We start from the raw sequence: 12,889 nt of genomic DNA on the forward strand, positions 1-12,889 counted from the left end.
TGCTCATAATCAGATGTTTTGCAACAAATATAACTACCTTAATGAAAGTATAAACTAAACAGTCAATATATTCAATCATATTAAACACACAACAAAAAGAGTGGTCAAGGATTAACACCCTAACCACTCTTAACTTTGAAAGAGTGACTCTTTAAACTTGCTAATTTCATCTTTGTTATTTTTTGAAGTATAAAAAATCATTATTCTATCGTCTGTTCTACTTACATATGAATGAGACTTCAATTGATAGGGAAGTATATATCCATATAAGTTACTCCATCAATTTCTATCACTTCTTCAAGCCAATATCGTTCCTTGTGGCAGGATGCTTTATATCCTTTATTATTAACTCATTCGACCAATGTTTTCCATCCCCTTGGAATAGTGTCAAAAGGGTTTGAGAATGGGTTTGTTATACGCAGCACTGCATACTTGCATCCTTCGACTTTCTTTAAAACCACAGGGATATTGAATCCCATCTCAACGAACTCTATGGTATCGATGTATCTCCAACCCTGATATCTAAAATTACTGACCGTATACTCCCTGAAATCAAGGAATGGCAGAATAGAATGCTCAAAAGTATCTATTCTATCGTCTTTATGGATGCAATCCACTATTCTGTATGTAAAGAAGGAATCGTAGTTAAAAAGGCCGTTTACATAGCCATAGGCATAGACCTGGAGAGCCAGAAAGATATCTTGGGAATGTGGATTGGAGAGGCTGAAAGCAGCAAGTTTTGGCTCAACATAATGAACGATATGAAAAATAGGGGTGTCCGTGATATACTAATAGCTTCTGTAGATGGTCTAAGCGGCTTCCCGGAAGCAATTAGAGCTGTAAATCCCCACACTGAAATCCAGAGGTGTATAGTTCACCAAATCAGAAATTCAACCAGATACATATCCTTCTTCCCGTAACTGTCAAAGACCCGAGTACACACATCGCAATATTGATTGAAATAAATCATATCATTCATAAAAGTGACTTGAAAATGAAGCGGTCTTAGCTATAATATAAAAGATAGGGGGGATGAACTATAAGGAAAAGCAGGAAACATTGTGCATAGCAAGGGCTATTGCATATCACTCAAACAGAATATCAATAGCCTTTGCTATCCTAAAGAATAATTTTTAGGAGGGCACAATGGGCTATGTTCACGCTTTGGAAATTCTGCCCGAAGGATTGATTGAAGAAATCCAACAATATGTTGACGGGCAAGTTATATACATTCCAAAAATAAAATCAAACAGATGTAAGTGGGGAGAAAAGACAGATACGAAAGCATATTTCAAAGAAAGAAATTTTGAAATATACAATAGTTACAAAAACGGCACGGCTGTTTTTGAACTGTCAGAGAAATATTTTTTAACCCCCAAAAGTATTCAACGCATTATACGAAATATGCAATTTTTATGAGTAGATGTGCCACTTTGTAAAGTGGCACATCTATTTTTTACAACAATGTGTGTTCCCCTATTTGAAATTGAAAAGGGTATAATGGATTTGTAAAGATAACAAAGAAAAGGAAAGGGAAAATATCGAATGGAAATTGTGAAAATTATTGATAGCGATAAAGCAAAGTACATTGAATTGCTACTTATTGCAGATGAACAGCTAAGTATGATAGAGAAATATTTGTATCGTGGTGATATGTTCGCCTTGTGTGATGATGATGTTAAAGCGATTTGCATTGTTACACAAGAGCAATCCGGCGTTTATGAAATTAAGAATATTGTTACCGTTCCTGAATATCAACGGAAAGGATATGGACAACATCTAATCTCATTTATTGCTGCTTACTACAAAAAATCTGGTAACGAGTTATATGTTGGAACAGGCGATAGCCCTATGACACTTAATTTCTACGAGAAATGCGGATTTGAAAAATCACACATTGTTAAAAACTTTTTTATAGACAATTACGACCACCCTATGTATGAAAATGGACAACAGTTAGTGGATATGATTTATTTGAAAAGACATCTATAAAATAGAGCTTATGCCGCCCAACAGGGAAATAAAAAAAGCTATGTGCCTAAACAAAATACAAGTAGCCTAACGGCGGTTTTTAAATAACAATCAAAGCCGTCGTTTTTCTTTTTCAAAAAGCAAAACTTGGTTCTTCCCCAAACAAAAAGTCTTTATTGACTCATTTTATATCAAGTGATAAAGTACAAATAGCCAGATGTCCTTAAAAATCCGACATCCGGCTATTCAAAAAATATATTATCCCTGGGTTTACACAAAATTCAGGACACTACCGACACAAATATAAACAGCATTGTGAAAATAGTTACAAACAAAAATTCCATATAATCCCCTTTAATTTATATCTGATAAGATATATCTACTTATATGTATACTATACCAAAATGTGATGTAGGGAAATAGTTGATAATATTCTATTTCCCTACATCAGATAAAACTATATTATTTTCAGCTAAATCACTAAAACATTATACATTTCTATACATAGAAGATAATCGACATTTTTGTTTATTTGTATGGGAACTTATATCTTAAAAGTATGTCATCTTCTTTTTTATATGTGTACAAAATGTGCATAAGCAAACAGATGACATAATATGTGAAAAGCTGTATTCTAAGCTGTCTTACTACACGCACAATATAGAAAAATACTTACCATAGACCCTTGTGCCGACTCCGTTATTTTATTTCTTTTTTCACAATACTATTAGTATTAGGCACTTTTTGAATTTCATAAAAATTTATGGGATTTGAAATATATTTTTCTGCAAGTGATCTATATTTCTCCCTATTTTCAGGAGGACATCTCAATCCAAAAACAATTTCCTTTATTGGAGCTGGAAGATTATAGCTGCCAGACTTTTCTTCTACATATCTCCATTCATTTTCATATGACCAACAAGTCGGCTTGGTTGAAACAGCCAATTTAAATGTGGGGTCACTGAAAGAAATCTTATTTTTTGAATAAGGCCTTCCAAATTCATCAATATATATGGATAATTCGGAAATAAATCCATCACCTGTAAATTCGGGAAGAATATCAGAATAATTCACCTTGACACAATGATTAGCATCTGTTAATTTAGTGTTCTTTTCGACAGAAAACCCTATAGCTATCCCTTTGGCGTCCTCAGCATAATGAGACCACATTAATTGATTTTCGCAAGTTTCAGAGAGGCTAAAAATTCCAACCTCATTAAGCTGCTTGTCAAACTCTGATATTGTTGCTTTCAAATCTGATGGATAATGGCCAGTCTTACTCTTTATAAACTCCCTGCACATCTTATACTTTTCTTCAAGACTCTTTTTCCTTCCTAATGTCTTAAGCATTGCCTTAACCTGATATGGTTTCATACCCCAAAACCCTTGATTATTTGCTAAATGGTTCATTGCGCCCATTACAAGACCGGCAATTTGCGCTTGCATGCCTTCTTCAACCTGCTTATCAGTCCACTCTTTTGAGATTTCTTGCATTGAACATTCAAAAGGGTCATTTAAGCCACTTGCATTTGAAAGCCATACTTTCTGGTCTAAGAATATTTTTTCAGTAAATTCTGTATTAGCTCTATACTTATATAAAATCATTTTTCCCCTCTTATTAATATAGATTCTGGCATTTTTCAATATTTACTTCACATAATGAATGTACTGTAGCTAACATCAGTATACTAGAATTTTTGGGAAAATAACAGCAAAATAAGTATTCCTGCATATCCCGCATATTGTGAATGGATCTATTAAGGCATAAAAATAGAACAATTGTTGGTTTTCTCATTTATTTACAGTAAGTATACTATGTATATGGTTTAGGCTTTGTTACGGCAGGCTCTAAGCTATAGCGAATAAACTTATTGATAATCTGCGGACAAAAGCTGTATCGTAATGGCGGAGCCATATTCGGGCAAGGACTTTTATCTTTAGTAAAGAGGGACATAGATGCGCTGGTATGTTATATTCGTGGAAACTGGATATGAAGAGCAGGTCTGTAAATATATAAATAAGGCTATAACAGATGTATTTGAAGATGTGAACTTCAATCTGCTTGTGCCAAAAAGGAAGATCTATGAGAGAAAACAAGGTATCCGGCGGGAAGTAGTCAAGATGATGTTCCCTGGGTATGTCCTTGTAGAAACTGACAATATACTTGATTTTTACTTAAGATTAAAGGGAAGCCCGAGAGTAATAAAAGTTCTTAGAAATAAAGAAGTTTTTTCTGAAATAACAAATGATGAAATTAAGCAGATATTATTTTTAGTCAATGAGAATGGACTGATTGATATTTCGGAAGCTTTTATCGTAAATGATAAGGTGCAAATAATAAACGGGCCCCTTTATGGTAATGAAGGTATCATTAAAAGAATTGACAAAAGAAAAGGGAGAGCCAAAGTTGAGCTTTCAATCAATTATAACAGTCTTCTGATAGACCTGGGAATTAATTTGTTGCAGAAGTATGAAGGCTTAGGGTCTACCTAGTAAAGATCAGTAGCATTAATACATAATTATCTATTATTTACTTATGATTTAAGTGGTGGAATATGGTAGAGATCCAGATTGTAAAACTATCAAATGATATACCTTTTTCGTTCAGCTTGCTAAGTCATGTGCAATTTGACAAAAGACTCCGGATTATGGGCTGTAGGAGTTCTGAGGAAAAGAAGAGAAGTTTGGTCGGGGAACTCCTTATTCGGAAAGCTGTAAAAGACAAACTCAACATACCTTTTCACAAAATAAGAATAAGTCATAACCAATATGGTAAGCCATATATAGATAATGTAAACTATTTTAAGTTTAATATATCGCATTCAGGCTGTTATGTGGTGATCGCTACGAGTACACATAAAGTAGGAGTGGATATTGAAAAAATCCAACCGGTTGATCTGGGAGTAGCAAGCCGGTTTTACACGGAAAAAGAGTATAAATACATACAAAGTTTACCATGTGATGATAAAAAGGTATCTGAATTTTTCAGACTGTGGACATTAAAAGAAAGCTATATCAAAGCAATCGGTAAGGGAATGAAAATCCCGCTGAATTCTTTTGAATTCGACCTGGAAAGTGGCAAAAGTTTTATAAAAGAGAACAGGAATAAAAAATACCTCTTTTATACTAGAAGTTTGGATGATTACTTTTTATCGGTATGCTTTATGGAAAAAGATATTAATTATGATTTCAAAGCTTTGACAGAAGAAGAACTATATGGGAATTTCAGCTAAGCTGCAGCAAGTAACGGGAAGCAAAGAATCATATCAATGGTAAAAACTTTGACATACAGTATTGCACAGCATAAACAGGAACCCGTGATGGTGTATACCCGTCCAGGGTTCATACTTTTTATGTTTCATTTCTCCATCCTTCTCCTATAAATTATCGAGCAAAACGAAAGGAAGGGTCTATCCATGTTGACAAATGATGAATTAACAAAGTTTTTGCTGCAGCTAACAGTTATGTTAATTGCGGCGATCATATTTGGTAAAATAATAAAGAGAATGGGGCAGCCTACCATCGTTGGCGAGCTGCTGGCAGGTATAGTGCTGGGGCCTACGGTTTTAAAACATATCTCTCCTGTACTTTTTGGCAATATGTTTCCAAATAATATTATAGTTTCATCAGAATTAAACTGTTTTATACAATTTGGTATGATTTTGTTTATGTTCGTTTCAGGACTAAAAATTAACACAAAATTCATACTAAACAGAAAAAAAACTGTACTCTTTACAAGTGTGTTAGGGATGGTAATACCGTTATTATTGGGTGTATTAACAGTATTGCTTATACCGAACGCATTGAATGCTCCCGCTGAAAATAATAATTGGATATATGCATTGTTTGTAGGAATTGCATTATCTATTTCTGCATTACCGGTAATAATAAAGACGTTAACCGATTTAAATATCTCACAGTTGGAAATCGGTACTATAATAATTGGATCTGCGACGATTGACGATATTGTCGGGTGGACTATGTTTGCCTGCCTTATAAATATTTCTGTACTTAATGGGTCTATATTATCCATATGTGTATCTATATTAGAAATATTCCTGTTTATACTGGTATTATTTACAGCAGGAGTACGAATCAGCAGAGCTGTTTTTTCATTCATAGGCAGCTATACCGAAAATACTACTGTTAATACTGCTATAACTATTGCCATGCTTACGCTGATATCGGCAATTGCTGAAAGGATAGGAATACACCCGTTCTTTGCTGCTTTTTTGCTGGGGATTACACTAAAAAAAGATTTTGAAGCTAAAAAATTTTTATTTGACACTAAAAATGTAATCAACACAATTGCTACAAGCTTTTTTGCTCCTTTATACTTTGTATCTGTAGGTATGAGAGTAAATCTGATTAATGACTTTAATTTATTATTGGTATTAATAGTGCTTTTAATCGCTTTTACGGGGAAAATCGTAGGTTCAACTGCCGGTGCGCTAATTGGAGGTGCCAGATGGAAAGATGCTTTAGTCATAGGTGTTAGCATGAATTCCAGAGGTGCAATTGAGATAATCGTAGCTTCAACGGCAGTCGAGGTAAACATGATTGGCCAGCAAATGTACGTATCTTTGATTATAATGGCTGTTATTACCTCATTGCTTAGTGGTCCTATAATAAAAGCAATATTATTCAGAAGGAAAAGTGCAAGGTATAGCTGCTATATGTAAAACTTGCAGGATTTATGAATGGATACCGGAGGAAAGCCGGATAAGTGCCTGTAGATAAGCTGTCAAGAAAATTATTACCACTGGGAAGGGGGGTAAGTTATGATCCAAAAAGACATTGATAACCGGTTTAATTCAATAATAAAAGGTCTGATAAAGGTACAAGACGAAAATTCTCTACCATACCAAACCTTTCAAGATCTAAACATTAATTCAATTGCTTTTGTTCAACTAGTCGTTATGTGTGAACAAGAATTCGATATTGTATTTGAAAACGATATGCTGTTAATGGAAAAATATCCAACGATGGAAGTATTTATAAACTATATTAAGGCAAAAAGCAGTTAACTGTTAAAGCTTCAATCCAGTATAGAGCTATTACCGATTGCTTAGTTCAAATAACAGATTGAGATTTCTTGGGATAGCAGCAAACCATTGGTTTATACCTAGTATTTTAGCCTTTTGCTTTATAGTAAGAGGAAGATTTTCATATGAGTCACAGGTAAGTATCATTGCAGTTTCCTCTTCACTGAACTTGATTGAATCAACGACATTAAGTGAAGCTTCTTTATTCATCGGACAGCTTAACTGACATTTTAAGCAGTCGTATATACAATGATGTGCTGATAGAGGTATCCATTCAGGCAAATCTCCAGGACCTTCATTAAAGAGAGATAAACATTTTTGATTATCGATCAGAAAGCGATCCGGTCTGATAGCGCCTGTTGGACATTCATTATAGCAGATATTGCAATCACTACACATTTCATTAGGCTTTATATCATTCCAATCATAGGTATGACATTCGATATCGGAAAAAAATGCAATAAATGAAAAAAAGCTACCCATTTTATCGGTATAACAGATATTGTTTTTACCATAGACTCCCAACCCTGTTTTTGCTGCCAATCTCTTTAATGGAAGTGTTGGAGCCACCTGTACGTGATATCCCTTAGAGACAATTAAGTCCGATATGTATTCTTTGGTCGCATCAAGATCCGATACAACAGGACAAATCAATTGGTACTGTTTCCCGTGTCTGGTGAACTCAACTTTAGCATATGCCGGATGGGGGACTGCAATAATGATAATGGACTTTGCCTCAAAATCCATTTCCGGCACCGCAAGAGTATATAGTCCCGTGACAATCCATTTTTGAAAATCGTTCAGTTCATTATTTTCCTTAAAAGATGTTATTTCATCCTTGAGATCCTGCAAGCATCTGATTGGAACTACTTGCAAATTATCACCGTTTTTTTCGGCTGTTTGTTTTAGTAAATTAATCATAGTCAGTCACATTCCTTTTATAGTCAAGAAGTTTTTGTTTAAGAGAAAAAGCTAATGAAGACTCCGGGGTTTTATATGGTTAGTAATAATTATTATGCTTAGGTTATTTTATCATAACCAGAAAAATATGTAAATAAATATGTACAAAAATGGTAATTTGTTATCGCAATAGCGGATTTCCATAAAACAATTCTACTCATATAATGAACGTATATTCCAATTCTGTTTCGGCGAATGGAAATTGTGCTTAAACTAATAGTTTATTGATCGGCAATCAAGAAGATTGTAATGGCGAAGCTTGCCCTTTTAGCGGATCGGATGTGGAGGCAGATAAGCTTGATGATTTTATTTGGGGAGTATTTGAATTACATAAAAGCAGCAGCAAGCAAAAATAAAGTCTTAGAATGGAGAATCAAAATGAACTATATTGTGTGTGAAAAATCGAAAAGACCGGATTTGCTGGATCAGGTAAATGAATTGAATAAATCGGCCTGGCCGAAATTTGTTGAAGGTGAAAATGTAATGAGAACCTATTGGGGCTTTATAGAGGATAAGTTTCCAGATCACCAATTACTTTTGATAATAGATGACAAGATAGCAGCTGTTGTTAATACAGCTGCTTTTCTCTGGGATAAAAAAGATGAACAGATTAGTGACGGAGGCATATATTGGGGACTGAAAATGATAGCGCATGACTATTATTCGGATATCAAGCCCAATACTTTGATGGCTTTACAGGTAATAATCAATCCAATATTCCGAGGAATGGGGCTAAGTTATTATTGTGTAAAGGAACTGATAAAGTTCGGAAAGACGAAAAATTATCAGAGGCTGGTGATTCCGCTTCGTCCATCCATGAAACACAGGTACCCTCTTATTAAGACAGCGGACTACATGGAGTGGACGGATGAGGATAATCTTCCGTATGACCCATGGCTGCGTGTACATGTAAAGTTTGGTGCCAGGCTGGTAAAAAAGTGCAGGGGTATTTCCGTGGCCGGAACAAAACAGCAGTGGGAAGATTGGACCGGACTGAAATTTCTTAGTCCAGGAGATTATGTTGTTCCCGGCGGCCTTAATACAGTCCGGTATGAGCCGGATGAGGAACTGATAATCTATGAACAGGAAAATGTTTGGGCAGTCCACAATCTGACATAAGGCAAAAGATTTTTGTCTATAGACTTATTTTTTTCAAAAAAAGGGTGATGTTCGTTGATTAATATTATTCCGTTAAGCAATGAAGGCAGAGACTGTTATGAAGATATTCTGGCATCAGTTGCACAGGTATACAGCGCAAATTATCCGTTTATGTATTGTCATTCCTGGGCATTTGATTACATAAAAGGAGATGGCGGTACCCTCCTTGGCTCTCAAATAAAATGCGAATGGGGAAACCTGGAGGAGTATCTGGAGAAATACTCCGGTGTAAAGGTTGTTGAAATGCTGCTCTCTCATCCGACAGAAGCTTTAGCGGTCTTGAAGGACTATATTCTGAATGGAAAAGCTGTGGCATTTACTATAGGGTTACAATACTGTGAATGGCACAATTTTTCTGGATCTCATCTGACACATACTATAGTAGGCTGTGATATCAACGAAAAGGAAATATTATGCATTGATTGCAAACCGGTTAAGAGTGGCATTAATTTATCAATCGACAGTTTTCTGAAAGGTTATGCCGGTAAACTATTAATTTTTGAACAGAGAGATACGGATGTTCAAGGGATAGAAATATTTGAACTGATTGCCGGACATATGAAAGAATTGAAAAAAAGCGAAGCATACCAGGATGCATTTACTGCATTGAGAGCTTTTGCAGATAGTATGGAGAAGGTTGATATTAATGAAGAATGTATCAATTGTAGTGATTTTGATTTCTGGAGTTCACCTATATTCAATAATATAAATAATTTATGTGTCGGCAGGCGCCAGTATGCCAGATATCTGCAGCATGTAGACTCAATAAAAGGAACGGATCGATTCAATGATGCTTCATCCGCACTTCTAAAATGCAGCGATAATTTCAATATGGCTCGTAGTTTACTGATGAAAGCAAAAATCACTGGAAGTTCACAACCATGGATTAATAAGGCATCTAACCTGTTTAGGGTGACAGCAGGGCTTGAGGAGGAAATTTTAAAGAATATCGAATCAATAATCCGATAGACGGCGGACGGTATAGGTTATGGGTTTGTTACTTGTATCCGGTACACAACCGTATCCGGAATTAAGTCTTAGGGGCATATGAAGGAGCTGCGAAGTATGAAAGATACTGTGAAGGCATTGAATAACTTAACATATGATAGTTTAGGCAAAGTACAGAATATTATTTCAAAATATATCGGAGTAAATTGCAAAATCAGGGAAAACGATAAGGTGGCAGTAAAGCTTAATCTGGTAGGACCCTATGAACCTGATAAAGCAGCTACAACACATCCCGAGGTGGTTTGCAGCCTTATTGAAGCGCTTTTACCATATAAATGCAGTATTATGCTTTGCGAAGATATTGAAAATGAGGAGACTTTGGTTAAGACAGGGATGAAAGCCGTGTTAGATAAGTATTGTCTGAACTTTTATAACTTGAGAGATTTCGGTTATGAAAGCATATCCCAAGATGGTACTATATACAGCTATTCTTCTCTTATTAAGCATTGCGACATACTTATTGACATCCCCAAATATAAGACTCATATGTTTGCGTATTTCACCGGAGCAATCAAAAACATGTATGGGTGTATATCAAAAAAACAGAGAAAAGAGTTACATAAGGATGTAAAGAATGATCAATTTGCAAAGCATATCTATTCAATATATTCTATCCGGACACCGGATTTGATTATCACAGATGCTATTGTTGCGATGGAAGGACTGGGGCCGTCAATAGGAAATCCCAAGTATCTCGGTTATTTGGTATTGTGCCAGGATGGAGTTGAAGCCGACTGTTATTTATCAAACCTTGTTGGCTATACCGTCGGGGATTTGCCAATCCTTCAGTTTGCGACAGAGGGAAGGAAGGGTGTCAGCAGCTCAGACTGGGGCCCGGATACAGCTAAAAGGGTTACAGACTTTAAAAGAATGCCGGTATATAAAGGAAAACTTAGAGAAAAATATCTGGATATTTTAAGAAGAAGCTACCAGGTTGATAGGGATTTGTGCATACAATGCGGTGAATGTGCGAGAAATTGCCCTTTTGAAGCAATTGAGTTTGACGGATACCCGAGGTTTTTACGGGAACGGTGTGCACTTTGCATTTGCTGTATGGAATTATGCCCTGTAAACGCTATAAATTATAAGAAATAGTACAAATATGTGATTTTTGTTTGATGTGGGAGGTATGATATATGTCTAAGAAAATCCTCAGTAATATTAAGCATTATAAGGATATCTATTCTATAGATAAAGTCAACTGTTATGAAAAACCCTTGGGTATTGTGCTGGACAGCTTTGATTCAAGGTTTTCAGGTATATTTTTTATGTATACAAAATTATCTTCTTTCTGCCATAAAAACAGCTTTTTAAATAATGATATTTTAAAGGACATAATTGAAAACAAGCTTGAATTAAAGTTTGGTATCCATCAACCGACTGACTTTCACAGCTTTATCAAAGAAAATATTGACTCCCAGACATGTGTCCTGGTGCCGGGAAATCTGAAGGAGCTATACTATACCAATCACTACAGGCAAGCTGACTGGGACCATCTTTTCTTAATAATCGGCTATGATGACAACAAAGAAATATACTATATGATGGATGGAGCGCACAAAGATAGCTATTTCTATAGTGAATTTGTAGTTCAATTTGATGTACTTGAAAAGATGTATATTTCTTATTGTGAAGCATTTAAAACAAATAACTTGTATACTATCAAAAGTGCAAATAATGACAAGCAGGTGCGGATACTTGACTTGATCATAGATTGCATGGATACTTTCTTAAGCTTGGAAAAAGGTTTTTCTTATAAGGAAATAAAATATGTCGATGATATACTGAAAAGACTGGAAAAACAGGAATATAGCGAAGCTGCCGATATTTGCAATCATTTATATAGAATCATAAATTATAAGGAAGTTTTTTACAGTGAGCTGGCATATAACACATCGTTTTATCTTAAGAATAATGATCTCGTTGAAAAGCTAACAGCTTTAAGTAAATTACTAGCTACCAGATGGAGCAACATTTCCAATATCTGTTCAACAAATTGTTTCCGGAAGAAGTGCTGTACGGTCAGTGATGAGCTTGAGGAAGTAACCGGCCTTGAAAAGGAGCTGGAAGATACACTTCTGCAAATCAAAAAGCAATTGGTACGCCTTTCACCGGAGGAGGACAACTATAATAAGTCTGGCTTTATCTGGGTATTTGAAAATAATGAAGATAACGTTATTTCGGTAAGCGACTCATCCTGCAACTTCTATCTTAATAAGGAGAAGGAATATACCTGCTGGCTGGGTGATCATGCCCCTAAAGTTTTTTTGAGAAATTTTGATAGTTCAAGTAATAGCTTTGAATTTACAACCAGGCATACCTTTAGCAAAAGTGATCCCGATATAAAATTTCACGGCGGAATAGTATTTCGCGATGATAGCGGTAGTTTATATTTTTGGGGCAATTATTGCGGAGAATGCTTGCTGCTTGAAAAAATCGGTGAGAATTCTAAGCTTGACAGAGTAGATATTGGGGGCTGTGATATTATACTCGGGCTGCGTAAAAAAGGTAATACGTTTTATTTTGAATATTCCTTTTCTGATGAAAGCAACATGATACTGGCGTATGAAATAGATGATATTTGTAAGATACAACAGATAGGGCTGGGGTGTAAAACCTGGAGCGCGCACGGCGAACTTAAGATGGAATTCAACTCTATACGGTGGGTGAAGTAAGATAGAGGTTTATGGTAACCATGTAAAAAGCAAACTATGTATTGATATTGCAAAAGGTACCAGCAAGTCTGG

The 12,889-nt window shown here is 35.5% G+C and carries 13 protein-coding genes and 1 pseudogene; 11 read left to right on the top strand and 3 right to left on the bottom strand.

Annotation, left to right across the window (positions count from 1 at the left end):
* Positions 1-350: 350 nt before the first annotated feature.
* Positions 351-479: a hypothetical protein gene (locus N3I35_04860; protein ID MCX8129415.1), complete on the bottom strand. Its 129-nt coding sequence runs from the start codon at positions 477-479 to the stop codon at positions 351-353.
* On the opposite strand from N3I35_04860, the pseudogene N3I35_04865 reads away from it, so the two are divergent.
* From N3I35_04865 to N3I35_04875, 3 genes and pseudogenes are all read left to right on the top strand, one after another.
* A pseudogene (locus N3I35_04865) lies at positions 456-911 on the top strand (transposase). The gene N3I35_04860 and the pseudogene N3I35_04865 sit on opposite strands and share 24 nt — an antisense overlap.
* A 235-nt stretch (positions 912-1,146) precedes the next feature.
* Complete coding sequence (locus N3I35_04870; protein MCX8129416.1) at positions 1,147-1,419, top strand: CD3324 family protein; 273 nt, start codon at positions 1,147-1,149, stop codon at positions 1,417-1,419.
* 126 nt (positions 1,420-1,545) lie between these two features.
* On the top strand, positions 1,546-1,992 hold the full coding sequence (locus tag N3I35_04875; GenBank protein ID MCX8129417.1) for a GNAT family N-acetyltransferase: 447 nt from the start codon (positions 1,546-1,548) through the stop codon (positions 1,990-1,992).
* Between the two features lie 678 nt (positions 1,993-2,670).
* On the opposite strand, the gene N3I35_04880 is transcribed toward N3I35_04875, so the two are convergent.
* Positions 2,671-3,615: a DUF2971 domain-containing protein gene (locus N3I35_04880; protein ID MCX8129418.1), complete on the bottom strand. Its 945-nt coding sequence runs from the start codon at positions 3,613-3,615 to the stop codon at positions 2,671-2,673.
* A gap of 312 nt (positions 3,616-3,927) precedes the next feature.
* Here N3I35_04880 and loaP point away from each other — a divergent pair, with 312 nt between their 5' ends.
* From loaP to N3I35_04900, 4 genes are all read left to right on the top strand, one after another.
* Positions 3,928-4,464 (top strand): antiterminator LoaP, encoded by a 537-nt coding sequence (loaP, locus tag N3I35_04885; protein MCX8129419.1) that lies wholly within the window; start codon positions 3,928-3,930, stop codon positions 4,462-4,464.
* A gap of 62 nt (positions 4,465-4,526) precedes the next feature.
* Positions 4,527-5,204 (top strand): 4'-phosphopantetheinyl transferase superfamily protein, encoded by a 678-nt coding sequence (locus N3I35_04890; protein ID MCX8129420.1) that lies wholly within the window; start codon positions 4,527-4,529, stop codon positions 5,202-5,204.
* A 183-nt stretch (positions 5,205-5,387) separates the two neighbouring features.
* On the top strand, positions 5,388-6,653 hold the full coding sequence (locus N3I35_04895) for a cation:proton antiporter (GenBank protein MCX8129421.1): 1,266 nt from the start codon (positions 5,388-5,390) through the stop codon (positions 6,651-6,653).
* 99 nt (positions 6,654-6,752) lie between these two features.
* Complete coding sequence (locus tag N3I35_04900; GenBank protein MCX8129422.1) at positions 6,753-6,998, top strand: acyl carrier protein; 246 nt, start codon at positions 6,753-6,755, stop codon at positions 6,996-6,998.
* Between the two features lie 30 nt (positions 6,999-7,028).
* On the opposite strand, the gene N3I35_04905 is transcribed toward N3I35_04900, so the two are convergent.
* Complete coding sequence (locus N3I35_04905) at positions 7,029-7,937, bottom strand: 4Fe-4S binding protein (GenBank protein ID MCX8129423.1); 909 nt, start codon at positions 7,935-7,937, stop codon at positions 7,029-7,031.
* Positions 7,938-8,276: 339 nt separating this feature from the next.
* On the opposite strand from N3I35_04905, the gene N3I35_04910 reads away from it, so the two are divergent.
* From N3I35_04910 to N3I35_04925, 4 genes are all read left to right on the top strand, one after another.
* Positions 8,277-9,095, top strand: a complete 819-nt coding sequence (locus N3I35_04910; GenBank protein MCX8129424.1) for a hypothetical protein — start codon at positions 8,277-8,279, stop codon at positions 9,093-9,095.
* 54 nt (positions 9,096-9,149) lie between these two features.
* Positions 9,150-10,103, top strand: a complete 954-nt coding sequence (locus tag N3I35_04915) for a hypothetical protein (GenBank protein ID MCX8129425.1) — start codon at positions 9,150-9,152, stop codon at positions 10,101-10,103.
* A 96-nt stretch (positions 10,104-10,199) separates the two neighbouring features.
* On the top strand, positions 10,200-11,237 hold the full coding sequence (locus tag N3I35_04920; protein MCX8129426.1) for a DUF362 domain-containing protein: 1,038 nt from the start codon (positions 10,200-10,202) through the stop codon (positions 11,235-11,237).
* Between the two features lie 41 nt (positions 11,238-11,278).
* Complete coding sequence (locus tag N3I35_04925; protein MCX8129427.1) at positions 11,279-12,817, top strand: BtrH N-terminal domain-containing protein; 1,539 nt, start codon at positions 11,279-11,281, stop codon at positions 12,815-12,817.
* Positions 12,818-12,889 lie beyond the last annotated feature (72 nt).

This window comes from Clostridia bacterium, from assembly GCA_026414765.1.
Classification (GTDB): Bacteria; Bacillota; Clostridia; order Acetivibrionales; family DSM-27016; genus SKW86.